This is a genomic window from Streptomyces sp. NPDC096339, assembly GCF_044762985.1.
In the GTDB taxonomy this organism is placed as follows: domain Bacteria; phylum Actinomycetota; class Actinomycetes; order Streptomycetales; family Streptomycetaceae; genus Streptomyces.
On record NZ_JBIWFI010000002.1, the window covers coordinates 258776 to 281287 of the forward strand.

The 22512-nt window shown below is 73.6% G+C and carries 23 protein-coding genes and 2 pseudogenes; 15 read left to right on the forward strand and 10 right to left on the reverse strand.

Annotated elements, in window-relative coordinates; genetic code table 11:
* The first annotated feature begins 68 nt into the window (after positions 1-68).
* From ACIQ5Y_RS04500 to ACIQ5Y_RS04515, 4 genes are all read left to right on the forward strand, one after another.
* On the forward strand, positions 69-1727 hold the full coding sequence (locus tag ACIQ5Y_RS04500) for a sensor histidine kinase (protein WP_403874883.1): 1659 nt from the start codon (positions 69-71) through the stop codon (positions 1725-1727).
* Positions 1724-2401: a response regulator gene (locus ACIQ5Y_RS04505; RefSeq protein WP_403874884.1), complete on the forward strand. Its 678-nt coding sequence runs from the start codon at positions 1724-1726 to the stop codon at positions 2399-2401. The genes ACIQ5Y_RS04500 and ACIQ5Y_RS04505 overlap by 4 nt, the downstream gene beginning before the upstream one ends.
* Before the next feature lie 362 nt (positions 2402-2763).
* Positions 2764-3546: an ABC transporter ATP-binding protein gene (locus tag ACIQ5Y_RS04510; RefSeq protein WP_403874886.1), complete on the forward strand. Its 783-nt coding sequence runs from the start codon at positions 2764-2766 to the stop codon at positions 3544-3546.
* Between the two features lie 60 nt (positions 3547-3606).
* Positions 3607-6171: an ABC transporter permease gene (locus ACIQ5Y_RS04515; protein WP_403874888.1), complete on the forward strand. Its 2565-nt coding sequence runs from the start codon at positions 3607-3609 to the stop codon at positions 6169-6171.
* A gap of 94 nt (positions 6172-6265) precedes the next feature.
* Here ACIQ5Y_RS04515 and ACIQ5Y_RS04520 read toward each other — a convergent pair whose 3' ends face one another.
* Complete coding sequence (locus ACIQ5Y_RS04520) at positions 6266-7111, reverse strand: NAD(P)H-binding protein (protein ID WP_403874890.1); 846 nt, start codon at positions 7109-7111, stop codon at positions 6266-6268.
* A gap of 92 nt (positions 7112-7203) precedes the next feature.
* Between ACIQ5Y_RS04520 and ACIQ5Y_RS04525 the strand changes: the two genes are divergently transcribed.
* A complete protein-coding gene (locus ACIQ5Y_RS04525; protein WP_403874892.1) occupies positions 7204-7800 on the forward strand; it encodes a TetR/AcrR family transcriptional regulator in 597 nt (198 codons plus the stop codon).
* Here the strand turns inward: ACIQ5Y_RS04525 and ACIQ5Y_RS04530 are convergent.
* On the reverse strand, positions 7781-8164 hold the full coding sequence (locus ACIQ5Y_RS04530) for a hypothetical protein (RefSeq protein WP_403874894.1): 384 nt from the start codon (positions 8162-8164) through the stop codon (positions 7781-7783). The genes ACIQ5Y_RS04525 and ACIQ5Y_RS04530 overlap by 20 nt on opposite strands.
* Positions 8165-8222: 58 nt before the next feature.
* Here ACIQ5Y_RS04530 and ACIQ5Y_RS04535 point away from each other — a divergent pair, with 58 nt between their 5' ends.
* Positions 8223-8963: a PP2C family protein-serine/threonine phosphatase gene (locus ACIQ5Y_RS04535; protein ID WP_403875673.1), complete on the forward strand. Its 741-nt coding sequence runs from the start codon at positions 8223-8225 to the stop codon at positions 8961-8963.
* Here ACIQ5Y_RS04535 and ACIQ5Y_RS04540 read toward each other — a convergent pair.
* The 3 genes from ACIQ5Y_RS04540 to ACIQ5Y_RS04550 are packed head-to-tail and all read right to left on the reverse strand — an operon-like array spanning position 8953 to position 11311.
* Positions 8953-9432: a hypothetical protein gene (locus ACIQ5Y_RS04540; protein WP_403874896.1), complete on the reverse strand. Its 480-nt coding sequence runs from the start codon at positions 9430-9432 to the stop codon at positions 8953-8955. The genes ACIQ5Y_RS04535 and ACIQ5Y_RS04540 overlap by 11 nt on opposite strands.
* Positions 9432-9974: an RNA polymerase sigma factor gene (locus tag ACIQ5Y_RS04545; protein ID WP_403874898.1), complete on the reverse strand. Its 543-nt coding sequence runs from the start codon at positions 9972-9974 to the stop codon at positions 9432-9434. Before ACIQ5Y_RS04545 ends, ACIQ5Y_RS04540 begins: the two co-directional genes overlap by 1 nt.
* Positions 9971-11311, reverse strand: coding sequence for an alpha/beta hydrolase (locus tag ACIQ5Y_RS04550; RefSeq protein WP_403874900.1), 1341 nt, complete (start codon positions 11309-11311; stop codon positions 9971-9973). Before ACIQ5Y_RS04550 ends, ACIQ5Y_RS04545 begins: the two co-directional genes overlap by 4 nt.
* Positions 11312-11606: 295 nt before the next feature.
* Here ACIQ5Y_RS04550 and ACIQ5Y_RS04555 point away from each other — a divergent pair, with 295 nt between their 5' ends.
* The 5 genes from ACIQ5Y_RS04555 to pucL all read left to right on the forward strand — a co-directional run bounded on the left by ACIQ5Y_RS04555 (position 11607) and on the right by pucL (position 15743).
* A complete protein-coding gene (locus tag ACIQ5Y_RS04555; RefSeq protein ID WP_376659720.1) occupies positions 11607-11810 on the forward strand; it encodes a cold-shock protein in 204 nt (67 codons plus the stop codon).
* Between the two features lie 112 nt (positions 11811-11922).
* Positions 11923-12291, forward strand: coding sequence for a hypothetical protein (locus ACIQ5Y_RS04560; protein ID WP_403874902.1), 369 nt, complete (start codon positions 11923-11925; stop codon positions 12289-12291).
* Between the two features lie 107 nt (positions 12292-12398).
* Positions 12399-13139, forward strand: a complete 741-nt coding sequence (locus ACIQ5Y_RS04565) for an SDR family NAD(P)-dependent oxidoreductase (RefSeq protein ID WP_403874904.1) — start codon at positions 12399-12401, stop codon at positions 13137-13139.
* 93 nt (positions 13140-13232) lie between these two features.
* On the forward strand, positions 13233-14594 hold the full coding sequence (locus ACIQ5Y_RS04570; RefSeq protein WP_403874906.1) for an aspartate aminotransferase family protein: 1362 nt from the start codon (positions 13233-13235) through the stop codon (positions 14592-14594).
* Between the two features lie 231 nt (positions 14595-14825).
* On the forward strand, positions 14826-15743 hold the full coding sequence (gene pucL / locus ACIQ5Y_RS04575) for a factor-independent urate hydroxylase (RefSeq protein ID WP_403874908.1): 918 nt from the start codon (positions 14826-14828) through the stop codon (positions 15741-15743).
* A 21-nt stretch (positions 15744-15764) separates the two neighbouring features.
* Here pucL and ACIQ5Y_RS04580 read toward each other — a convergent pair whose 3' ends face one another.
* On the reverse strand, positions 15765-16190 hold the full coding sequence (locus ACIQ5Y_RS04580) for a histidine phosphatase family protein (RefSeq protein WP_403874910.1): 426 nt from the start codon (positions 16188-16190) through the stop codon (positions 15765-15767).
* A 279-nt stretch (positions 16191-16469) separates the two neighbouring features.
* Here ACIQ5Y_RS04580 and ACIQ5Y_RS04585 point away from each other — a divergent pair, with 279 nt between their 5' ends.
* The 3 genes from ACIQ5Y_RS04585 to ACIQ5Y_RS04595 are packed head-to-tail and all read left to right on the forward strand — an operon-like array spanning position 16470 to position 17782.
* Complete coding sequence (locus tag ACIQ5Y_RS04585) at positions 16470-16682, forward strand: CbtB-domain containing protein (protein WP_403874912.1); 213 nt, start codon at positions 16470-16472, stop codon at positions 16680-16682.
* 44 nt (positions 16683-16726) lie between these two features.
* Entirely contained in the window at positions 16727-17488 is a 762-nt protein-coding gene (locus tag ACIQ5Y_RS04590; protein WP_403874914.1) for a CbtA family protein, read from the forward strand.
* Between the two features lie 30 nt (positions 17489-17518).
* A complete protein-coding gene (locus ACIQ5Y_RS04595; RefSeq protein WP_403874915.1) occupies positions 17519-17782 on the forward strand; it encodes a hypothetical protein in 264 nt (87 codons plus the stop codon).
* Between the two features lie 233 nt (positions 17783-18015).
* Here ACIQ5Y_RS04595 and ACIQ5Y_RS04600 read toward each other — a convergent pair.
* The 3 genes and pseudogenes from ACIQ5Y_RS04600 to ACIQ5Y_RS04610 all read right to left on the reverse strand — a co-directional run.
* Positions 18016-18174, reverse strand: a pseudogene (locus tag ACIQ5Y_RS04600) (hypothetical protein); the annotation flags it as partial.
* A 70-nt stretch (positions 18175-18244) separates the two neighbouring features.
* A pseudogene (locus ACIQ5Y_RS04605) lies at positions 18245-18523 on the reverse strand (multicopper oxidase domain-containing protein); the annotation flags it as partial.
* Positions 18498-19463 (reverse strand): NADP-dependent oxidoreductase, encoded by a 966-nt coding sequence (locus ACIQ5Y_RS04610; protein ID WP_403874917.1) that lies wholly within the window; start codon positions 19461-19463, stop codon positions 18498-18500. The gene ACIQ5Y_RS04610 and the pseudogene ACIQ5Y_RS04605, both read right to left, overlap by 26 nt.
* Before the next feature lie 88 nt (positions 19464-19551).
* Here ACIQ5Y_RS04610 and ACIQ5Y_RS04615 point away from each other — a divergent pair, with 88 nt between their 5' ends.
* A complete protein-coding gene (locus ACIQ5Y_RS04615; protein ID WP_403874919.1) occupies positions 19552-20514 on the forward strand; it encodes an AraC family transcriptional regulator in 963 nt (320 codons plus the stop codon).
* Here ACIQ5Y_RS04615 and ACIQ5Y_RS04620 read toward each other — a convergent pair.
* On the reverse strand, positions 20511-21671 hold the full coding sequence (locus ACIQ5Y_RS04620; protein WP_403874920.1) for a tol-pal system YbgF family protein: 1161 nt from the start codon (positions 21669-21671) through the stop codon (positions 20511-20513). The genes ACIQ5Y_RS04615 and ACIQ5Y_RS04620 overlap by 4 nt on opposite strands.
* Between the last annotated feature and the right edge of the window lie 841 nt (positions 21672-22512).

Consider the following 22512-nt stretch of genomic DNA (forward strand, 5'->3'; position numbering starts at 1 on the left):
GGCCGGCGGGGTGCGGATCCGTCTCGGGGTCCATGTCCTCGCGCATGCGGACGTAGATACTGGTCAGCGTGGTCCGTACCAGCCGTTTCCGACGTCCCCCCGGCCTCGTGCACGTCGTGGCGGAGACCGCGGCCGTGGCCGGTGCGGGGCTGGGTGTGTACGTCGTGCTCGGGTACCTGGGGTTCCTTCCGCGGCCCCTGTTCCAGTTCCTGGGGCTCGCCGCCGGAACCGCCCTCTTCCCGCTGCGCCGCCGCTTCCCGGACGCCGTGCTGCCGGTCCTCGCCGGGCTCACCGGTCTGGTGCCCGTGCTCGGGCCGGTGACGGCGGCGACCGCCTACACCGTGGCCCGTGAGTCGGACAGGGCGCGGGAGCGGACGCGGCTGCTCGCGGCGGCCGGGGTGCTCGTCGTGGTGGTCGCGGCGGCGGCCGGGCCCCGGCTCGGGCCGGGTTCCATGCCGTACGGGCTCGCGCTGGGCCTCGTCCTCGCGGCGACGGCCGTGGTCGTGCCCGGCCTGGTCGGCACGGTCCGGGGGCAGCAGCGGCGCCTGCTGCGGGCCCTGCGCGAGCGCGGGGACGCGGCGGAACGCGCCCGCCTGCTCGCCGACAGCGAGGCCCGCATCCACGAACGGTCCCGGATCGCCGCCGAGATGCACGACCTGGTCGGCCACCGCCTCAGCCTCATCTCCCTCTACGCGGGCGGCCTGGAGCTCTCCCTGGCCCGCGCCGAGCCCGGGCTGCGCGAGGAGGCCGTCCTCGTACGGCGCACCACCCGGGACGCGATGCGCGAGCTGCGCCAGGCCCTCGGCGTACTGGGCCCGCTCGGCCGGGACACCGGCTCCGACGCGCTCACCGACGCCACCGGCACCCGCGCCGACATCGAGACCCTGGTCGCGGAGTCCGGCGACGGGGGCATCGCCGTGGAGCTCGACTGGACGGGGCCCGACCTCGACGCCCGCCCCGCCCCGGTCCGCCGGGCCGTGCACCGGGTCGTCCGGGAGGCCCTGACCAACGTGCACCGGTACGCGCCCTCGGCGCACGTCACCGTGACCGTCGCGCACGACGAGGAGACCGTACGGGTCGCCGTCCGCAACGGCGCCCCGCCGAGCCCGGCGGCGCCCCCCGCCGAACTCGGCACCGGCCGCGGCCTCACCGGCCTGCGGGAACGGGTCGAGCTGCTCGGCGGGACCTTCGACGCCGCCGCCCTCCCCTCGGGCGGCTTCCGGGTGGCGGCGGTCGTACCGGCCGAGCCCGGTGACGCCCCCGACCGGGTCACCGGCCCGGCGGCGGGCGGGGGCGACCGGCCCGCCGACGCGTACCCCCCGGCAGGTGCGCCCGAGCGGCGGACGGCCGAGGTGCTGACGCTCGTCTGCGGACTGGTGACGCTGTGCGTGCTGATGGTCCTCGGGATCGCCTTCGTGTACGCGGCCCACCCGGACGGCCGCCACCACGGACCGCCCCCACTGCCCCGCGTGGGCGACACCTACCAGGAGGTGGGCGCGGCGGGTGTGAGCGACAACAAGGCGGTACGGGCCGCGGCCACCGGCCACGAGCCGCCGCGCCCTGCCGCCGCGGTCGGCTGCGTGTATCCGTTCAACGGCGCCACCGAGACCCGCCCCGGCACCCTCACCGTCGCCCGCTACTGCTTCGACGCCTCGCAGCGCCTGATCGCCATCGACCGTTTCGACGTCCCGTCGGTCCGGGACGCCATGCCCTGGGAGACCCCGTGACCGAGCCCGCCCGCCCCATCCGCGTCCTGCTCGCCGACGACGAGACGATGATCCGGCACGGTGTCCGCCTGATCCTCCGGCACGCCGAGGACATCGACGTCGTCGCCGAGGCCGCCAACGGGCGGGAGGCCGTCGACCTGGCCGCCGCCCACCACCCCGACGTGGCGCTGGTCGACATCCGGATGCCGGTGTGCGACGGCCTGAGCGCCATCGCACCGCTGCTCGCGCTCGATCCCGCGCCGCGCGTGGTGATGCTGACGACCTTCGGCGACGAGGACAACGTCGTACGCGCCCTGCGGGAAGGCGCGGTGGGCTTCCTGCTGAAGGACGAGGGCCCGCAGGAGCTGATCAGTGCCGTACGGGCGGCGGCCGCCGGCGACGCCGTGCTCTCCCCCGGCGTCACCGGGGCGCTGATCACCCGGATGCTGCGGGGCGGCGACCCCGAAGCCGAGGCCTCCGCTCTCGCGGACGAGCGGATCGCCCGGCTCACGGCCCGGGAGCGGGAGGTCCTCACGATGCTCGGCGGGGGCCTGTCCAACCAGGACATCGCCGAGCGGCTCGGCATCGGGATCGGCACGGTGAAGACGCACGTCCGGGCCATCCTGGAGAAGACGGGCTCGGCGAGCCGGGTACAGGCGGCCCTCCTCGCCCACCGCACGGGCCTGGCGCGCTGACGCGACGGCGGGCCGACGCCTGACGCGGGCGGCGTGCGCACTCCCTGCCCCAGGCTCCGCCCGGACCCGTTCGGGCGCCGGGTGCCCGGTGCGCGTGAACACCGCGGCGGGCCGGCGCCGCCGCGCAGCGGCAAAATCCGGCCCCGCCAGGGGGCACCTCCCAGCGGTGGCCGGGGGAGTTCGAGGCGCGGGGTCCGGGGCGGAGCCCCGGGAACGCCGGGCCTCTGCCCGGGGGGAGGGACGCGTCCGCCGCTCTCTGCCGAAGGGCAGAGCCGGGCCCCCCGGACCATCCCCTCCGGCAGAGCCCAACTCCAGCCCCCAGCACGATGTTTCCGCAGGTGAGTGCCGTGACGATGGATGTCATGTCACAGCTCGCGCAGCACCCACAGCCCACCGCGTCCCTCCCCGAACCGGCCGCCCGGGCGGCCGGCCTGACGAAGGTGTACGGGAAGGGGGACGCCCGGGTCACCGCCCTGGACGGGGTCTCGGTCGACTTCCCCCGGGGCCGGTTCACCGCGGTCATGGGCCCCTCCGGGTCCGGGAAGTCCACGCTGATGCACTGCCTGGCCGGGCTGGACACGGCCACCTCCGGTTCGGCGCGCATCGGCGGCACCGAGCTGTCCTCCCTGACGGAACGACAGCTCACCAACCTGCGGCGGGACAAGGTGGGCTTCGTGTTCCAGGGCTTCAACCTGCTGCCCACCCTCACCGCGCTGGAGAACATCACGCTTCCGCTGCGGATCGCCGGGCGCCGGCCGGACGCGAAGTGGCTGGAGGTGGTCGTCGCCACCGTCGGACTGGCGGGGCGGCTGGAGCACCGTCCGGCCGAGCTGTCCGGCGGTCAGCAGCAGCGGGTCGCGGTGGCCCGCGCGCTCGTCTCCCGGCCCGACATCGTCTTCGCCGACGAGCCCACCGGGAACCTCGACTCGCGCTCCGGCGCCGAGATCCTCGGCTTCCTGCGCGACTCCGTAAGGGAGTTGGGGCAGACGGTGGTGATGGTCACCCATGATCCGGTGGCCGCCGCCCACGCGGACCGGGTGGTGTTCCTTGCCGACGGCCGGGTGGTCGACGAACTGTACGGGCCGACCTCCGGCGCCGTGCTCGACCGGATGCTCCGCTTCGAGGCCCAGGGCCACACGGGCTGACACGGGCTGACACCCGCCCGCCGACACCACCGCTACCGCCCGCACTACCGGAAGTCCCCCATGCTGCGAACAGCCCTGCGCAACGTCCTCGCGCACAAGGCCCGTCTGGCCATGACCGTCCTCGCGGTCTGTCTCGGTGTCGCCTTCGTCTCCGGCACCCTCGTCTTCGCGGACTCCTCCGCCGCCGCCCACCGCGCCGCCGCTTCCAAGGGGTTCGCGGACACCTCGGTCACCGTGACCCCGAAGTACTCCCCGGCCGGATCGGCCGATGATCAACGTACGACGGGGCTCGACGACGCCCTCGCGCGGAAACTGGCCGCGGTGCCGGGCGTCGCCGCCGTCCGCCCCTCCGTCGACGGCTCCGCCACCCTGGCCGCCGCCGACGGGAGCCCGCTGCGGGCCGGGAAGACCTGGGCCAACCTGGCGGCCGCCTACGTGCCGGGCAAGGACGGTACGGACGGCCGCCACCCGCTCGTCGAGGGCCGCGCCCCGGCCGACGGGGACGAGCTCGCGGTGGACAGCGGCACCGCGGCCGCCGGGAAGTTCCGCGTCGGGGACACCGTCAGCCTGGCCACCGACGGCCCGGTGATGAGGAAGCGGCTCGTCGGCATCGTCCGTACCGACGACCCCCGGGTGAACGCGGGCGGCACCCTCGCCCTCTTCGACAAGGCCACCGCGCAGGAGCTGTTCGCCGCCCCGGGCCTCTACACCGGCATCGACCTGACCGCCGCGGCCGGCACCGGCCAGTCCGAACTGGCCGCCCGGGTCACCGCCGTGCTCCCGGCGGACCGGGCCGAGGCCACCACCGCCGACGCCCTGGCCGCGCAGCAGACCGTACTCGTCGACACCCTGACCCGCGGCTACGCCAAGCTGCCGCTGGTCTTCGCCGGGGTCTCGCTCTTCATCGGCTCCTTCCTCATCGTCAACACCTTCACGATGCTCGTGACCCGGCGCACCCGCGAGATCGCGATGCTGCGGGCGATCGGCGCCTCGCGCCGCCAGGTGGCCCGCTCGGTCCTGCTCGAAGCGGCCCTGACCGGTCTCGTCTCCTCGGTGGCCGGCTTCCCGCTCGGCCTCGGCATCGCCTCCGTCCTGCCCCGGCTGCTGAGCACCGCTCAGCAGACGCTGCCCGACGGGCCGCTGGTGATCGGCGCGCGCCCGGTCGCGGCCGCTCTCGCCGTCGGGGTGGGCGTCACGGTGCTCGCCGCGTGGCTGCCGTCCCGCCGGGCCGCGAGGGTCGCCCCCGTCGAGGCGATGCGCGGCGCCGAGCAGCCGCCCTCCGCCGCCCGGTCCCGGCTGCGCGGCGCCGTGGGGCTGGTGCTGCTCGTGCTCGGCGCCGGGCTGCTGGTGTCGGTCACCGGCGCGAAGGACGCCTCGGTGGAGAACCTCCAGGACGCGATGGTCGCCTGCGGTGTCCTGGTCGCCGCCCTGATCGTGCCGGCGCCGCTGCTCGCCGGGCCGGTGATCAGGCTGACGGGCCGGCTGACCGGCCGCTTCGGCGTCGTCGGGCACCTCGCGCGGGAGAACGCGCTGCGCGACCCTCGGCGCACCGCGGCCACCGCCGCCACCCTGATGATCAGTACGGCGCTGGTGGCGGGGCTCGCCGTCATCGGGAACTCCACGGGCCGGGCCCTGGACCGGCAGGCCGCCGACGGCCTCGGCGCCGACTACGTGATCGCCGCCGGCAGTCCCACGACCGGCATCGACCCGGCCGCCGTGCGCCGGGTCGGAGAGACCGCCGGCGTGCGGACCGCGGTGGCCGTCGCGGACTCCACCCTGTTCGTCGGCGGCGGCGTCCGGGAGATCTCCGGGGTCGACCCGGCCGGCCTGGACGCCGTCCTGGAGCTCGACTTCACCAGCGGCTCCGCGAAGGACCTCGGACCCGGCCGGATCGCGGTCTCCAGCACCCTCGCCAAGGAGCACGGGCTGAGCGCGGGCGGGCACGTCAACGCGCGCATGGGCCGTGCGCAGGAGTTCCGGCAGTACACCGTCGTCGGGGTCTACCGGGACAACCCGGTGGCCCGCGACGCGCTGGGCGCCCGCGCCGAGGTGCAGGAGAACGGCTTCCTGGCCGGCTCCGTCCAGCGGGTCCTCGTACGCACCGGCCCCGGCGGCGTCTCCGACAGCACCGAGCTCGCGCTGCGCGCGGCCGTGGGGAACAACCCGCTGCTGAAGGTGCAGGACCGGGAGGCCCTGGTCCACGAGGCGGCCGGCGGCCTCGGCGACCTGCTGACCCTGATGTACGGGCTGCTCGCCATCGGCACCGCGATCAGCGCCCTCGGCATCGTGAACACCCTGGCCATGTCCGTGGCCGAGCGCACCCGGGAGATCGGGGTGCTGCGCGCCATCGGCATGGACCGCGCCGGGATCCGCCGGATGATCCGGCTGGAGGCCCTGACCGTGGCGGCCTTCGGCACCCTGCTGGGGCTGGCGGCCGGGGTGTCCGGGGCCTGGGCGGTGGGCTCCCTGGCGGCGGGCGCGATGGAGCGGTACGAGCTCGTCGTGCCGTGGGGGACCCTGCTGCTGGTCTGCCTGGCCTCCCTCGCGGTCGGCGCGGCGGCGGCGATCGTCCCCGCCCGCCGGGCCGCCGCCCTGTCGCCCCTGCGGGCGGTGGCGACGGCATAGGGACCGGGCCGGCTTCCCCGGGGCACCCGCGGGGGCGTCCCCGGGGAAGCCGGCCGGGCCCGGAAGAACGTCCTGGAGACGGCTTGGAGACGAGCTAGCGGAACGCCGGCAGGTTGCGTGCGACCCAGTCGGCGAACGGCCGGGCCGGCCGGTGGAGGACCCTCCGCACGTCGGGGCCGATCTCGACCTCCGCCGGCAGCGGGACGCCGAGGACGTCGAGGGTGCCGCCGATCACCTCCGGTGCCATGAACTGCGCCATGTGGGCGTGGGCGTCCTCGCGGGACAGCTCCACGAAGGCCACCTCCTCGCCCAGCGCTTCGGCGATCACCGCGGCCTGCCGGCGCGGGCTGATCGCCTCGGGGCCCGTCAGCTCGTACGTACGGCCCGCGTGGCCGTCCTCGCGCAGCGCGGCCGCGGCGACCTCGGCGATGTCCGCCGGGTCCACGACCGGCAGCGCCACGTCGGCGAAGGGGGCGAAGACCGTGCGTCGGGTACGGACCGACTCGGCCCAGGCGAAGGCGTTGGAGGCGAAACCGCCCGGGCGCAGGACCGTGAAGTCCAGTCCGGAGCCCCGCACGGCGGTTTCGAAGGCTCGCAGCCGGGCGTGCGAAGGCGCCTCGGGGCGGGTGGAGTTGATCTGCGAGGAGAGCAGGACGATCCGCTTGACCCCCGCGTCCCGTGCGACGTCCACGAGGGCGTCGGGGCTTTCGCCGTGGCCGTTCAGTTCGCCGCCCAGCAGGACGAAGAGGGCGTCGGCGCCTTCGAGGACCGGCCGCATGCCCGCGGCGTTCCCCGGGTCGGCCACGGCGCGGCGGGCCCCGGGCGCGGGCGGCTCGGAGTGCGGGCGCCGCGAGACGGCCGTGACCTCCTCGCCCGCCTCCGTCAGCACCTGTACCAGCGTCCGCCCGATGTTGCCGGTCGCACCCGTCACCACGATCATTTCGGTCTCCCCGTGCTAGTTAGTCAGTTGACTGACTTACTGATGGGGTGACCGTAGCACCACCACCCCGGGGGCTGTCTATAGTTGGTTGGGTGACTGACTCAAAGGCGCCTCGGGCGCGGGCGGCCGACAAACGGCGGCGCCTCACGGCCGCCGCGGCGCGGGTCCTCCACGAGCAGGGCGTCGAGCGCACCACCCTCGCCGACATCGCGCGCGTGGCCGACGTACCCGTCGGGAACCTCTACTACTACTTCAAGACCAAGGACGACCTCGTACGGGCCGCGCTCTCCGAGCACAGCCGCCACCTGGACGAACTCACCGTGCGCCTGGACGAGTTGCCCGACCCCCTCGACCGGCTGAAGGGCCTGGTCGAGGGCTGGATCGAGCGGCGCGACACCGCCGCCCGCCACGGCTGCCCCACCGGGACCCTCGCCGCCGAACTCGACAAGCGCGCCGAAGGCACCCTGGACGCCGAGGCCGGCGCGGTGATCCGCCGGCTGTTGGACTGGGCCGGCGTCCAGTTCCACGCCGCGGGCCTGGCCGACCCGGACGGCCTCGCCCTCACCCTCGTCTCCGGCTACCAGGGCATGTCGCTCATGGCCAACGCCCTGCGCGACCCGGAGGTCATGACCCGCGAGGGGGCCCGCCTGCTGAGCTGGCTCGACTCCCTCAGGACTGCAGGTAGCTGAAGCCCACCTCGTAGCGTTCGACCGTGATGATCCGCTGGCCCTCGCGGTGGGCGGATTCCGCGCGCAGGCGCGTGGCACGGTCCTCGCTCGCCATCATGGTCTCCTCGTCGTCCCACAGGGTGAGCGACTTGGCCTTCCCAGAGGCCCGGTCGACGAGGTAGTACGCGCCCCGGAAGCCGGGGGCGTCCCGGATCTGCTCGACGATCGCCTGCGAATTCGCCGCCAGATCCCCCTCCGCCGGAAGCGGTGATCCCTGGTAGGTGCTGAGCCTCGCGAACATCTCCGGCAGTCCTTCCTGACCGGGCTGCCCGTCTGGGGTCGGCAGCTCCACGACCAGAGTGCTCTGGCGGGCCGTCCGGCGCATGCCGAGCGGACAATGGGTAGCGGGGAACGCTTCCACCGAGGAGAGGCGGGACGTCGTGGTGCCGTACGTAGCCGTGACCGCCCTGAGCCACACCGGGCTGGTGCGCGATCACAACGAGGACAGCCTGGTCGTCGGGCCGTGGACGCTGTGCGGGACCGTGACCGAGAGCCCCCAGACCTTCCTGTTCCCACTCGGCCGTCCGTTGGTCGTCGCCGTCGCGGACGGGCTCGGCGGGCAGCCGGCCGGCGAGGTGGCCAGTGCCCTCGTCGTACGCCAGCTCGCCTCGCTCGGCCCCTCCCTGGAGGGCGAGGAGAGCGTCGACGACGCGCTGAAGCTGTGCAACGGCATGGTGTACTCGGCCGCCGACGGCCGGCCGGAACTGACCGCCATGGGCACCACCGTGGCGGGCGCGCTCGTCCTCGGGGAGTCGCTGCTGGTCTTCAACGTCGGCGACAGCCGGGTCTACCACGCGGACAAGGGCGGGCTGCGCCAGGTCAGCGTGGACGACAGCCCCCCGCCGGAGCCGGGACGGCGCACCACGTCCCTCGTCACCCAGACCCTCGGCGGCAGCCGCGGCTACAGCTCCGTCACCCCCCACTTGGCGGCCTTCCCGCTGACCGGGGACGACCGCTACCTGCTGTGCAGCGACGGGCTGACCGACCCGCTGCCCGACGAGGAGATCGACGGACTGCTGCGGGTCCACGACGACGGCAAGGCCGCCTTCGAGCTGTGGAAGGCGGCCATCGAGGCCGGGGGCCCCGACAACATCACCCTCGCGCTGGTCCGCGTCAACGCGTAGCGGGGGCCTCCCGGAGCTGGTCCGTGAAGCGTTTCAGGGCGCGTGCGCCCATCGGGGCGAGCAGCGGCCGCAGCGCCCCGTCGACGAGGCCGATGCCGGGCAGCCGCAGGCCGCCGAAGAAGCCGAACCGGGTCCCCTCCCCCTCCGGTACGGCGGCCATCCCGCCGATCACGAAACGGCTCTGCATGAGGCACCAGCCCGGCCGCAGGACCACGTCGAAGCGCGCCCGCATGCCGAGCGGGCTGCGGGCCCGGGCTTCGAGGTGCTCGCCGTCGGCCGCGGTCACGGTGAAGGATCGGATGTCGGTGATCAGCATCGGCATCTGCCGCTCCAGGTCGGAGGCGAGTGCCCAGACCCGGTCGAAGGGCGCGTCGATCAGGTGCTCCGCGTGGCCCGTTCCGGGGGTGGTGCGGGCGAGCACGCGGAGCCTGCGGACGGGGTCGAGTTCGGCGACCGGCCAGGAGTCCATCAACGTTCCCACGCCTTCCGGAAGTTGCGGCGGGCCCGGAACAGCCGGGTCCGCACGGTGGGTTCGGGCACGCCGAGGAGCGCACTGACGGAGCGCTCGTCCAGCCCTTCGAGATCGCGCAGGACCAGTACGGCCCGGTGCGCCGGCGAGAGCCGCTCCAGTACGTCGTGCACGTCGGCGGCGAGTTGCGGATCGTCCCGCGCGGGGACGTCGTCGAGCGGGTCGGGGACGCTGCGCGCCGCCTTGCGGGCGATGCGTACGGCCTCCCGTACGGCGATCACCCGCGCCCAGCCGAACAGCGCGGCGGGCTCCCGCAGTCGACCCAGGCTGCGGAAGATCACGATGAGTGCCTCCTGGGTGGCGTCCGGGCCGTCCTGGAGGGCGATCGGGCCGCAGAGCCGGCCGATGTACGGGGTCAGCAGGTCCAGCAGCTCCGAGGCGGCCATCCGGTCGCCGCGCTGGGCGGCCCGTACGAGCGCGGCGACCTCGTCGGCGTCCCGCGCGGGGCCGGTGGTCGTGGGGGTCGTGGCGGTCCCGGTCACCGGCGGCCGAGTCCCGCCAGGAAGGGGACGGCCGTGTCCACGAAGGTGTTGCGGCCCGGGGACGCGAACAGCGGGTCCAGGTGCGTCATGGCCGCATTCTCGGCGTACGTCGCCGAGGTGATCCGCGACCGTCCCGCCAGCCACCGCGCGGACGCGTTGACCGTGCCGTGCGTCAGGCCGGTCTGGAAGGAGTACAGGGGTACGTCGATCTCCCGCGTGTGCGTCAGCCGCAGGCCCAGCCGGCGGGCGACGTCGGTGTCGTCGAAGGCGTCGGCGGCCTCCAGGTCGAGGGTGAGCCTGGCGGGCCAGTACCACTGGTAGAGGGCGGGTTCGGGACCGGCCAGGGCGCGGGCCAGGTCGGCGGGCGGGGTGAACTCCGGGTTGACGCTGATGTCCGGCACCATCGGGTGGGTGGCGTACAGCCACTCGACCAGGCCCGCGTTGGTCACCTCGGTCCCGGCGGGCGGGCGCAGCCAGGACGGCAGGTGCGCGGCGAGCGCCGAGGGCCGGTCCGGGGCGGCCGTCGCGTACGCGCCCGCGAGCTGCATGAGGATCGCGTAGGTCTCGGTGCGGCCCATGTTCAGTGCCTCGTCGAAGACTTCGCCCCCTTCGATCCGGGCGCGCCGGGCGTCGGCCTGCTCCGCGGTCAGCCGGTACGTGATGCCCTCCCCGGCGAACGCGTCGTGCACCCCGGCGTCGATCAGGAGGAGGCCGGACAGGTCGCGGTGGCCGGGGCGGCCGTCGAAGTCCCAGCCGGCGTAGGCGAGGGCGATGGTCCCGCCCCAGGAGTGGCCGCCGAGCACCACCTGCCGGCGGCCGCCGTCCCGGGCCGCCAGCACGACCCGGCGCAGGTCGGCCAGTTCGACCGCGAGGCCCCACCGGCCGACGTACGGGGCGCTCTGCGGGCTCCGCGAGCGGTAGTGCCCGCCGAGGTAGTGCTCGGCGGCGCGGTCCGGCGGGAGCCGGAAACCGTCGAGGTCGGCGAGGTTCTGCTCGCGCCGGTCCACGGCCCACACCTCGGTGTCGGGCAGGCGGGCGGCCAGCTCCCGGACCACGGGGGCGAGGCTGCCGGCGGCCGCGAACTGCCCCGGCTCCAGGACCAGGACCTGCCGGGCCCGGGGAGAGCCCGCCTTCAGCATTTGGATGCGGTCCTCGGCGGCGGGGCCGGGGGCGTCGGCGCCGCGCAGGGAGACGTAGGCCTCGCGCACGGAGGGCCGCGGCGCGGGGGCGGCGGAGGCGGGCGCCGTGCCCGCGGCGAGCAACAGCACGGCCGCCGCGGCCCCGCACAGCCGCGGATACGTACCGGTCCGCTTTCCGATCGGCGAAGTGGGCCTCATCTGCTCCTCCTTGACGGTGTCTCGGGAAGGAAGAGGGGGCCGGGGCGGCGAACATTCCCCGTGACCTGCGTCACATAGCACGCCACGTCACGCGTCACGTCACGCGTCACGTCACGTCATGCGCAACACCGTGCGCCACATCTCATAGGAATTTCACACACGGATTTTAATTATCGCCGGTCCGGAATTTCCCGGCCCTCGATTTCCGCGTCCGAGACTCCGCCCGTGCTAGTGTTCCGACATCCGCAATCGCGGCCGAAAATACTTTCCCTTTATTCCACGAAGGAGAATTCATATGGCATCTGGCACCGTGAAGTGGTTCAACTCGGAAAAGGGCTTCGGCTTCATCGAGCAGGAAGGCGGCGGCGCCGACGTGTTCGCCCACTACTCGAACATCGCCGCGTCCGGTTTCCGCGAGCTTCAGGAAGGCCAGAAGGTCACCTTCGACGTCACGCAGGGCCAGAAGGGCCCGCAGGCCGAGAACATCGTTCCCGCCTGACAAGCGGACACGGACACGCGGACACGCGCACGGGCCGGGGCCGCACTTTTCGGTGCGGGCCCCGGCCCGTTCGCACTGCCCGCCGCCACGAATGCCGCTAGAGTGCCTGGGCATGTCGATTCCTGATGAGCTGCTCATCGATCTCGCCGCCATGGTCGAGTCGGAGCAAACCAATCAGATGTCCCTGACCGTCGTGGTCCACGGCGCCGTCATCACCGGCCGGCTCGCCCCCGAACGCGTCTGGCGCCAGCGCGTCGCGGAAGTCCTGCGGGATTCCGATCAGCTGGGCCCGTTCTCCGAGATCTTCAGCGCCCCCGGCGAATCCGACCGCACCGGGTCACCGCCCTCCCATCTCCACTTCCACGTGGCGCGCATCCTCCAGGGCACCCTGGGCATCCCCGAGACCGGCGGGATGTACCGGATCGCCATCGCGGACGTCGGCGGCTGGACCGTGGGGGACTTCCGCTACTCGGATCACTGACGCCCCCCGACAACCACTGAACTTTCACATCGCGGAAAGGAAATTCCGCGATGTGACAAGTTACGATCGCCTCCGCCCGTCACGATCAAGGACCCAGGAGGCAGACCATGACCGAGAGCCGTGTCGCGCTCATCACCGGCTCCTCGTCCGGGATCGGTGCCGCCATCGCCCGCCGACTGAGCTCCGAGGGCATCCGCGTCGTCGTGAACTCCGCCCGCAGCGAGAGCGCCGGACGGGCACTGGCCGCAGAGCTGCCCGGGGCGCTCTACGTACAGGGCGACGTGGCCGACGCGGCGGACGCGCAGCGGATCGTGCAGAGCGCCGCCGACGCCCACGGCCGGCTGGACATCCTGGTCAACAACGCGGGCGTCACCCGGTTCATCCCGCTCGACGACCTGGAGGCGGCCGACGCCGACGCCTGGCGCGAGATCTTCGACGTCAACGTCATCGGCGCCTGGCAGATGATCACCGCGGCCGTCCCGCACCTGCGGAAGTCCGAGTCGGCCTCGATCGTCAACATCTCCTCCGTCTCCGCCACCCGCGCGCTGGGCAGCTCCGTTCCGTACGCCGTCAGCAAGGCCGCGCTCAACCACATGACGCGCCTGCTCGCCTCGCAGCTCGGCCCCGCCGTCCGCGTCAACGCGGTGGCCCCCGGCCTCATCGACACCCCCTGGTACGAGGACGCCGAGCAGGTCTGGGAGAGCTCGCGCGACTGGATCACCGAGAACACCCCGCTGCACCGCGTCGGCACCCCCGAGGACGTGGCGGAGGCCGCCCTCTACCTCGTCAACGCCGCGTACACCACGGGAGACGTCCTCACCGTGGACGGCGGCCGCCACATCGTCTGACGGCCCGATCGTCCGGAGGGCGGCGGGGCCCCGGGCCGTCCCGCGGTGTGGACACGGCCTCGTGTCCACATCCTGGACGACTACCCTCGTTTCATGAACGCAGAAGCCGACGCCCTCTCAGCAGCACGAGACGCAGTCAAGGACGCCGACCGGAAGCACGTCTTCCATTCCTGGTCGGCGCAGGACCTCATCGACCCGCTCGCCGTGGCCGGGGCCGAGGGTTCCTACTTCTGGGACTACGACGGGAACCGCTACCTCGACTTCTCCAGCGCCCTCGTCTACACCAACATCGGCTACCAGCACCCCAAGGTCACCGCGGCCATCCAGGAGCAGGCGGCCAGGCTGTGCACCGTCGCGCCCGGCTTCGCCGTCGACGTGCGCTCCGAGGCGGCCCGGCTCATCGCCGAGCGCACCCCGGGCGATCTCGACCAGATCTTCTTCACCAACGGCGGCGCCGAGGCCGTCGAGAACGCCGTCCGCATGGCCCGGCTGCACACCGGCCGGCCCAAGGTGATGTCCGCGTACCGCTCGTACCACGGCGCCACCTCCACCGCGATCAACCTGACCGGTGATGCCCGCCGCTTCGGCAACGACACCGCCACCGCGGGCGTCGTGCACTTCTGGGGCCCCTTCGCCTACCGCTCGCCCTTCTACGCGGCGAACGAGGCCGAGGAGTGCGAGCGCGCCCTGCGCCACCTCGAGGACACCATCGTCTTCGAGGGGCCGCAGTCCATCGCCGCGATCGTCCTGGAGACCGTCGCCGGCGCCCCCGGAGTGCTCGTCCACCCCGACGGCTACCTGCCCGGCGTGCGCGCCCTCTGCGACCGCTACGGCATCCTGCTCGTCCTCGACGAGGTCATGGTCGGCTTCGGCCGCACCGGCGAGTGGTTCGCCGCCGACCACTGGGGCGTCGTCCCCGACCTGCTCTGCTTCGCCAAGGGCGTCAACAGCGGCTACGTGCCCCTCGGCGGCGTCGCCATCTCGCCCGCCGTCGCCGCCACCTTCGCCACCCGCCCCTACCCGGGCGGTCTGACGTACTCGGGGCACGTGCTGGCCTGCGCGGCCGCCGTCGCCACCATCAACGTCATGGCCGAGGAGGGCATCGTCGAGCAGTCCGCCCGCACGGGCGCCGAGCTGCTCGGCCCGGGCCTGCGCGCGCTCGCCGAGCGGCACCCCTCGGTCGGCGAGGTCCGCGGGCTCGGCACCTTCTGGGCGCTGGAACTCGTACGGGATCCGGCCACGCGCGAGCCGCTCGTCCCGTACAACGCCGCGGGAGCGGACAACGCGCCGATGGTCGCCTTCGGGGCCGCCTGCAAGAAGGGCGGGCTCTGGCCGCTGATCGCGGGCAACCGCATCCATGTCGCCCCGCCCTGCAACATTTCGGCCGAGGACGTCGCGAAGGGGCTGGAAATCCTCGACGAGGCTCTCTCCGTCGCCGATGCGCACATGGCCTGACCTGCGCAGATGTACGGTCGCCCAATCCGTGGGTGCCTGTCTTGGACGTTCCGCGCCATTACGAACAACGCGTGAACGTGCTGAAATCCGACACAGAGCACCTACGGACCGGGATGCACGTCAGTCCCGGGGCGGTCCTCCGGACCGAACGGCGGGGAGCGGGCCTACCGCTGGACGCCGGGCGTACGGGATCCAGTCAGCCGGACTCCGTGTACCCGAAGGAAGACAGCCATGAGCAAGCACGTCCTGGGCCAGAACCAGTACGGCAAGGCCGAGAACCGCATCGTCAAGGTCACCCGCAAGGGCAGCGACGGTTCCTGGGCCGAGATCCGCGACCTCAACGTGTCGGTGGCGCTGCGCGGTGAGTTCCGCGACGTCCACCTGACCGGCGACAACGCCAACTGCCTGCCGACCGACACCACCAAGAACACGGTGTACGCCTTCGGCAAGGAGCACGGCATCGAGTCGCCGGAGGCCTTCGGCATCCTGCTCGCGAAGCACTTCGTCTCCTCCCAGTCCCCGATCCGCGAGGCGCAGATCCGCATCGAGGAGTTCGCCTGGGACCGCATCCCGGTCCCGACCCGCAAGGAGCAGCACTCCTTCGTCCGCAAGGGCCAGGAAGTGCGCACCGCGCAGATCACCTACAGCGAGACCACCGGCCTGCAGGTCATCTCGGGTCTGAAGGACCTGACGGTGATGAACTCGACCAACTCCGAGTTCCACGGCTACATCAAGGACAAGTACACGACGCTGAAGGAAGCGTACGACCGCATCCTGGCGACCAAGGTCACCGCGCGCTGGGCGCACTCGGCGCTCGCCGCCGACGACACCGAGTACGACTGGGACCAGTCGTACAAGAAGGTCCGCCGCAACATGCTGGAAGCCTTCGCGGAGACCTACTCCTACTCGCTGCAGCAGACCCTGAACCAGATGGCCGAGCGCGTGCTCGACAACTGCCCCAAGGTCAACGAGGTCCGCCTCAACCTCCCCAACAAGCACCACTTCCTCGTCGACCTGGAGCCCTTCGGCCTCAAGAACGACAACGAGGTCTACTTCGCGGCGGACCGCCCGTACGGCCTGATCGAGGGCACCATCCACCGCGACGGCGTCCAGCCCGTGATCGCCACGTCCGACTGGATCACCGCGTAACACCCCTGGTACCCAGGTTCCTCAGTTCGGCCCGGACCGCGTCGCGGGGTCCGGGCCGTTCTGCTGCTCCCCGACGAGCAGGTTCCAGCGGCCGGCGCGGCCCGTGAGGGTGGTCACCGACTCCGGACGTACGTCGAGCCGCCAGAACGCCGCCGCCGGCAGCTCCAGGGCGTGCACCACGGCCGCCCGTACGACGGCCTGTTCCACCGTGAACCGGTGCGTGCCCGGGGCCAGGGCGGCCAGCTCCGCCCCGACGCGCGCGATCAGCGCGTCCACCGACTCCCCGCCGGGCGGCGCGTATCCGGGATCCGTCAGCCAGGCGTGCACGCCCGCCGGGTCCTCGGCGGCCACCTCGTCCAAGGTCCGGCCCGCCCACTCGCCCGCGTCCAGCCCCCGCAATCCCCGTGGCCCCAGCGGCCCCTGGTTTCCCTGGTGCCCCTCGGGCATCGCGCTTCCCGCGTTTGGGAAGCGTCCCTGGCGGGCAGCGGTGTCCAGCGGGAGTCTCACGAGATGAACTCGTACCAATGGGGGGTTCATAAGGCGAGCGTAAGCGCGGTACGGTTCCGGACGACATAACTACATGACGACGGTACGACGGAAGTATCGGTGAGAATCCGGCACGGTCGCGCCACTGTGAATCCTCCCGCAGGGGAGGTAAGTCAGACCCGCCCCCGTCGTCGCGAGCACCACTGACCGGGACGCGTGTTCCCTCTGGAGGTTCCTGACATGGCCAACACCGCCGTGCCCACGACGGCTCCCGCCGTCGCCCCGATTTCGCTCTCCGCGCTCGCCCCCTGGGCGGCCTTCGTCGCCGTCCTCACGCTGGTCCTGCTGTACTTCGTCGGCATCGAGCAGGGCGCCACCGCCGTCTTCCAGGGCGAGAACGTCCACGAGTGGCTGCACGACGGCCGCCACCTGCTCGGGTTCCCCTGCCACTGATCTCCCCTGCCTGATCTGACGCCTCAGCAAGGGAATCGCCACAAATGAATTCCGTCTCCCCCCGCATCCTGCTGGTCCGGGGCATGCTGGCCGGTGCCCTCGCGGGCCTGGCCGCCTTCCTCGTCGCCTACCTCATCGGTGAGTCCAAGGTCGACGCGGCCATCGCCATCGAGGAGGCCGGCCACCTCGCGGCCGGCCACGACCACGGCGCCGAGGATGCCCCGGTCAGCCGGGCCCTCCAGGCGACGGCGGGCCTCGGCACCGGCGTGATCCTCTACGGGGTCGCGCTCGGCGGCATCGCCGCGCTCGTCTTCTGCTTCGCCCTGGGCCGCATCGGCCGCTTCGGCCCGCGGGCCACGGCGGCACTGGTCACCGCCGGTCTGTTCGTGACCGTCACCCTGGTCCCGTTCTTCAAGTACCCGGCCAACCCGCCGGCCGTCGGCGACCCCGACACGGCCGCGCGGCGAACCGCCCTGTACCTGATGATGATCGCCCTGAGCGCCCTGCTCGCGGCGGGCATGCTGATCCTCGGCCGGCGGCTCGCGCCGAAGCTCGGCAACTGGAACGCCTCGGTCGTCGCCGGCCTGGGCTTCGTCCTGCTCGTCGGAATCTCGTACGCCGGCCTGCCCGGCATCAACGAGGTCCCGGCGGACTTCCCGGCCGCGCTGATCTGGGAGTTCCGCCTCGCGTCGCTGGCCATCCAGACCGCGCTGTGGACGACTTTCGGCCTCGCCTTCGGTTTTCTAGCCGAACGGGCTCTTGTGCCGTCCGCCGCACCCAAGGAGGCTTTGCAGCCGACGAGTTGACGAGAAGGATCCCGAGGGGGCCGGTAGTAGATGCCGTACGCGCCGTACGTGCCGACGGCGGTCAGGGAATGGCGGGGATGGACGGGCGCCGGCCCGTTCTGGCTGAACTCGCTCCTGCTGCTCCTGGCCCCCCTCACCGCCGTCACGCTGTTCGGCCAGATCGGCGTCATCACCGCCCTCGCCGCACTGGGCGGGCTGGTCCGGCACCTGTGGTCCGGCGACTACGGCCATCCGGCGATGCACCTCGCGGCGGCGGCGATGGGGGCTGGGGCGGCGGCGCTGGTGCTGATGTGAGCCACCCGCGGCGGACGGCCTCGGGGTGCCCGCGGCGCCGGCCGGTTCCCTGCGGTGCCCCGCGTGACCGTCTCGTCCACCCGGGCCATGTCCATCTTCCGGCCGTTGATCCCGGAAGCCCTGAGCTCGAAGAACCGGCTGCGGGCCGAGTCCTCCCGGTTCGTCGCCGACCGTGAGGTACGGGTCGAGGGTGCCGTTGACCAGCGTCCGGTCGCCCAGGAATCCGACGCTCCTCATGAGCTCGTGGCCGTGGTCGAACCGCCCGCCGTCGAACCGCACGTCCTGGACGATGACGGGCACGTCGTCGACCCCGACCGCCCCGGAAGCGCCGGGTTCCGGCTCTCCTCGTCGTCGAGGAGGAACATGCCCGCGAGGCCACGCTGGACGTGCGTCTCGGTCGCCCCGTGCGGGTGCGGGTGGTACCAGAGCGTGGCGGCGGGCTGGTCGACGGTCCCACTCCGGTGCCCAACTGCCGCCCGCCGGCACCATCTGGTGCGGGCCGCCGTCCATCGCGGCGGGCAGGTGCATGCCGTGCCAGTGGACGGTGGACTCCTCCGGGAGCCCGTTGGCCACCTTGACCCGGACCTTCTCGCCCTTCGCCGCGCGCAGGGTGGGGCCGAGGTAGCTGCCGTTGAAGCCCCGGGTGGGGGTTGGGGCACCGGGTTCGAACTCCGTCCGGCCCTGCTGCATCCGCAGGTCGAACATGCTCATGACGCTACGAACGCCGCCGCGCCCGGCCATCCGGGACCGGCCCCGATACCTCCCCGGTCCGGGACCCCGAAGGGAGTCGGGGACCGGGTCCGATACGGGTCAGGGCAGCCGTCCGGGAGGCGTCGGGGACCAGGATCGTCTTGCCGCGCGCGAGGGTTCCCGCTTCCGCCTCCGCGTGTACGTCGGCCAGTTCGGCCAGCGGGCGGACCGCCGCCGGGGTCACCGCGAGCTCTCCCTCGTCCACCAGCCCGACCAGACGGGACAGCTGCCCGGTGTCGGGGCGGGCCACCAGGTGGATGCCGCCCGGTATCGGGGTCGCCACCGACACCGCGGTCCCGCCGGGACGGAGCAGGGCGGGCAGGGCGGCGGCCGCCGCGGGGGCGATCGGGGCCAGGTTGAGGACGACGTCCACCGGTTCACCGTCCTCGGCCGTGAGCACCTCGGCCCCGGCCCGGCGGGCGAGCTGCACGGCGAAGGAGCCGACACCACCGCCCGCCCCGATGATCAGGATCCGGCTGCCCGCGCCGATGCGCGCCGCCTCGAACAGGGCCTGCCAGGCGGTCAGTCCGGCCACCGGAATGGCGGCGGCCGCCGTGAGGGGGATGGATCGCGGTGCCGGGACCAGGAGCTCCGGGGCGACCGCCACGTAGTGGGCCGCGGCGCCGCCCGCGTCGAGCCGCCCGATGACCCGTTCCCCGGTGGAGACGACCGTACCGGCCAGGTCCCAGCCCGGGGTGTGCGGAAGGGTCAAGGGAAGGACGTCACGCAACATCCCGGCTCGCAGGGCGAGTTCCGAGGGATTGAACGAGGTGGCCGCCACCTCCACGAGCACCTCGCCGGGAGACGGTACGGGGCGCGGGACCTCCTCGTCGCGGATGACATCGGGGCTGCCGTAGGAGTGGAAGCGGGCCGCTCGCATGGTGGACGTGGTGGGCGTGGTGGGCGTGGTGCCGAGGTCGTCTTCCTTCATGCCGTCGACGCTAGGGACCGGGCGGGAGACGATCCATGCGTGACGATCTCGCCTTCCTGCGTGATCGTCCACGCCTAGGCTGCCCGGCATGGACGTACTCAGCGATGTCATCGCCCTCATGCGTACGGGGCAGCCCACATCGGCGCTCGTACGGTGGCACGCGCCCTGGGGCCAGCGGTTCCCGGCGGCCCCCGGGTCCGCCGGGGTGCAGGTGGTGCTCGGCGGGAGCTGCCTGCTGGCCGGGGACCAGCCCGGGGGTCCGGTGCGGTTGAGTGCCGGGGACGTGCTGTTCATGCCGCACGGGCACGCGTACACGCTCGTCAGCGACGCTTCCGCGGTGGTGGCCGATCCTCCCCCGGTGCTGCCCGGCGGCGAGCACGCCCGGCTGGTCCGCGACACCGTCGGGGAGCCGGGTGACGGCCCGGTGACCGTCACGCTGTGCGCCGGCTACCGCCTCGACCCCGAGCACGCGCATCCGCTGGTGCGGGAACTCCCGGCGGTGCTGCACCTTCCCGGCGGGCACCCCGGGGTGGCCGAGGCGGTGGCCCTGCTGGCCCGGGAGGCGGAGGCACCGGGGCCCGGGACGGACACGCTGTTCCCGGCGCTGCTGGACGTGCTGCTGCTGTACGTCCTGCGGGCACACATGAGCGGCGGGAACGCGGCCGGCGGTCTCGCGGCCGGCGGGACCGCGGCCGGCGGGACCGGCTGGGCGGCGGCGCTCACCGATCCCGCCGTCGGCGCCGCACTGGCGGTGATGCACGGCGAACCGCACCGCCCTTGGACGGTCGCCACCCTCGCGGAGCGGGCCGGGCTGTCCCGGGCCGCCTTCGCCCGCCGGTTCCGCGAACGCGTCGGGCAGCCACCGCTCGTGTACCTCACGTGGTGGCGCATGACGACCGCCGCGCGCCTGCTGCGCACCACCGACACTCCCCTGTCGGTCATCGCGCGCCGCTCCGGCTACACCGCGGAGTACGCCTTCGCCCACGCCTTCAAACGTGCCTACGGGATCCCTCCCGGGCGCTTCCGCAGCGACCGGCGGTCGCCCGGCTAGAGCACCGGGTCGTCTCGGAGGCGTTCCGCGAAGGCCCGGGCCATGGCCAGGGTCGGGACCGCCTCGCGATGGTGCCGGTACGGGGTGAGGTCGCGCAGCAGCCGCCCGAGGGCCTCGCGGACCGCGCGGGACCGCACGACGGGCAGCGCGCTGAGGAAGGCCCGCCAGTGTTCGCAGGCGCGCGTGAGGTGGCCGAGCCGCAGGACGGTCTCGGCGAGCAGGGCGTGGGTGAGCGCGGTGGCCCGGTGGTGCCCGGGTGGCCTGTGGCGCAGGGACCGTTCGAGCGCGTCGGCGGCGGACCGGTGCTCGCCGAGCGCGATGTGGGTCCTGGCCCGGGCGAAGTCGAGGTCGGCCCTGCCGTACGAGTCGAACGGGCCGGGGTCCTGCGGGGCGCGGGCCAGCAGTTCGTCGGCGGTCGCCAGGTCGGCGAGCGCGGCGGCGCGTTCCCCGGCGTGGGCGTGGGCCGCGGCACGCTGGGCGAGGAGGTAGGCGCGTACCGCCGGATCCCCGTCGCCGGGGGCGGAGTTCATGGCGAGCCGTGCCAGGTGCGCCGCGTGCGCGGGCTGCCCGAGCCGGCCTGCGTGCGCGCTCATGGCGCGCAGGGTGATGGCGTACATCCGCCGATCACCGGCCTGCCGGGCCAGCCCGAGGGATATGGCGTGGTACTCCTGCGCCAGCCCGTGGTGCCCGGCGTCGGCGGTCATGTCGGCGAGCAGGTGCACGAGTTGCGCGTACCCGCCGAGTACCTCCCGCCCGTCGGCACACGGTTCGGCCGTGCCGCTGGCGGAGCCCGCCGGGCCGGACGCGCGGGCTGCCGGGCCTCCCGGGAGCGGCAGGCAGCGGGCGGCGAAGGCGCCCGCGTCCCGGGCCAGCCAGGCGGCCAGGGCAGCGCGGGTGTGGACGCCGCCGTGCGCGAGGTAGAGCCCGGCGAAACTGTGCACGAGGGCGCGCAGTTGCTCCGCGTGCCCCGCGAGGTGGCGCCGGGCCGCGAGCCGGGCGACCGAGGTGCCGGGCGGGGCGGAAGCGGCCGCCCCGGGCCCCCGGGCCGCGGACCAGGCCGCGACCGGCCCCGGCTGGTACGGGCTGCGCAGCAGCCGGGGGCGGGTGCGCGGGTCGGTGTCCGCGAGGGTCTGGACGGCCAGCCGGTACAGCGGCATCCCCTCGACACCCGACCCACCCCCCGAACCCACCACGAACCCACCGCCGGGGTCGGCCCGGTACCCGGCTCCACGGTCGACGGCGGGCCCGGCGCCGGGGTCGGCCGCGGGCCCGGGATCAGGCCCGGGATCGGGCCCGGGATCAGGCCCGGGATCGGGGCCAACCCCGGAGCGACGCGCAGGGCCCACCCCGGGGGCCGCCCCGGGGCCCACCCCAAAAACCGCACCGGGGGCCGCGCCGGGGCCCACCCCGGGGGCCGTGCCGGGCGCCGTGCCGGGATCCACCCCCAGACCCGCACCCGGTGCCACCGCAGGGCCCGCGCCAGGGCCCACCCCGGAACCCACCCCGGGGGCCGCGCCAGGCGCCGTGCCGGGATCCACCCCCAGACCCGCACCCGGTGCCACCGCAGGGCCCGCGCCAGGGCCCACCCCGGAACCCGCCCCGGGAACCGGGCCCGGCACCGCCCCGGGAGTCGCTTCGCGAGGCGTCCAGGTTGGTGGGGCGGCGAGGCCCGCCTCCTCCGGGGTGATCAGGCGGCCGCAGCGGTTGGTCAGGGCCGCCGCGATCAGTGCCGGCACCGGCTGCCTTGGCCGCGTTCCCGACAGCCAGTGCGCCACCGCCGTGCGGTCGTAGCGCAGGGCGAGCCCCTGGAGGGTTCCGAGGGCGTTGACGCTACGGGCCAGCTCGGCCCCCGTGCACCCCGCCTCCGCCAGCAGCGCCGCCAGCCGGTCGTTCGGCAGCCGCCGTCGCCTCCGCCCCGCCGCGCCACCGTTCAACGCGTTCACCATTCCGGCCACGCATTTCCTTCTTCCGCTCCAGGCCCTGGTGTTCCCTGAATTC

Excerpts from the sequence above, each read along its gene's own strand:
- ACIQ5Y_RS04510 (WP_403874886.1), top strand. The coding sequence starts at position 2,764 with ATGTCACAGCTCGCGCAGCACCCACAGCCCACCGCGTCCCTCCCCGAA.
- ACIQ5Y_RS04515 (WP_403874888.1), top strand. The coding sequence starts at position 3,607 with ATGCTGCGAACAGCCCTGCGCAACGTCCTCGCGCACAAGGCCCGTCTG.
- ACIQ5Y_RS04520 (WP_403874890.1), bottom strand. The coding sequence starts at position 7,111 with ATGATCGTGGTGACGGGTGCGACCGGCAACATCGGGCGGACGCTGGTA.
- ACIQ5Y_RS04530 (WP_403874894.1), bottom strand. The coding sequence starts at position 8,164 with ATGCGCCGGACGGCCCGCCAGAGCACTCTGGTCGTGGAGCTGCCGACC.
- ACIQ5Y_RS04540 (WP_403874896.1), bottom strand. The coding sequence starts at position 9,432 with ATGGACTCCTGGCCGGTCGCCGAACTCGACCCCGTCCGCAGGCTCCGC.
- ACIQ5Y_RS04550 (WP_403874900.1), bottom strand. The coding sequence starts at position 11,311 with ATGAGGCCCACTTCGCCGATCGGAAAGCGGACCGGTACGTATCCGCGG.
- ACIQ5Y_RS04555 (WP_376659720.1), top strand. The coding sequence starts at position 11,607 with ATGGCATCTGGCACCGTGAAGTGGTTCAACTCGGAAAAGGGCTTCGGC.
- ACIQ5Y_RS04560 (WP_403874902.1), top strand. The coding sequence starts at position 11,923 with ATGTCGATTCCTGATGAGCTGCTCATCGATCTCGCCGCCATGGTCGAG.
- ACIQ5Y_RS04565 (WP_403874904.1), top strand. The coding sequence starts at position 12,399 with ATGACCGAGAGCCGTGTCGCGCTCATCACCGGCTCCTCGTCCGGGATC.
- ACIQ5Y_RS04570 (WP_403874906.1), top strand. The coding sequence starts at position 13,233 with ATGAACGCAGAAGCCGACGCCCTCTCAGCAGCACGAGACGCAGTCAAG.
- pucL (WP_403874908.1), top strand. The coding sequence starts at position 14,826 with ATGAGCAAGCACGTCCTGGGCCAGAACCAGTACGGCAAGGCCGAGAAC.
- ACIQ5Y_RS04580 (WP_403874910.1), bottom strand. The coding sequence starts at position 16,190 with ATGCCCGAGGGGCACCAGGGAAACCAGGGGCCGCTGGGGCCACGGGGA.
- ACIQ5Y_RS04585 (WP_403874912.1), top strand. The coding sequence starts at position 16,470 with ATGGCCAACACCGCCGTGCCCACGACGGCTCCCGCCGTCGCCCCGATT.
- ACIQ5Y_RS04590 (WP_403874914.1), top strand. The coding sequence starts at position 16,727 with ATGAATTCCGTCTCCCCCCGCATCCTGCTGGTCCGGGGCATGCTGGCC.
- ACIQ5Y_RS04595 (WP_403874915.1), top strand. The coding sequence starts at position 17,519 with ATGCCGTACGCGCCGTACGTGCCGACGGCGGTCAGGGAATGGCGGGGA.
- ACIQ5Y_RS04610 (WP_403874917.1), bottom strand. The coding sequence starts at position 19,463 with ATGAAGGAAGACGACCTCGGCACCACGCCCACCACGCCCACCACGTCC.
- ACIQ5Y_RS04615 (WP_403874919.1), top strand. The coding sequence starts at position 19,552 with ATGGACGTACTCAGCGATGTCATCGCCCTCATGCGTACGGGGCAGCCC.
- ACIQ5Y_RS04620 (WP_403874920.1), bottom strand. The coding sequence starts at position 21,671 with ATGCCGCTGTACCGGCTGGCCGTCCAGACCCTCGCGGACACCGACCCG.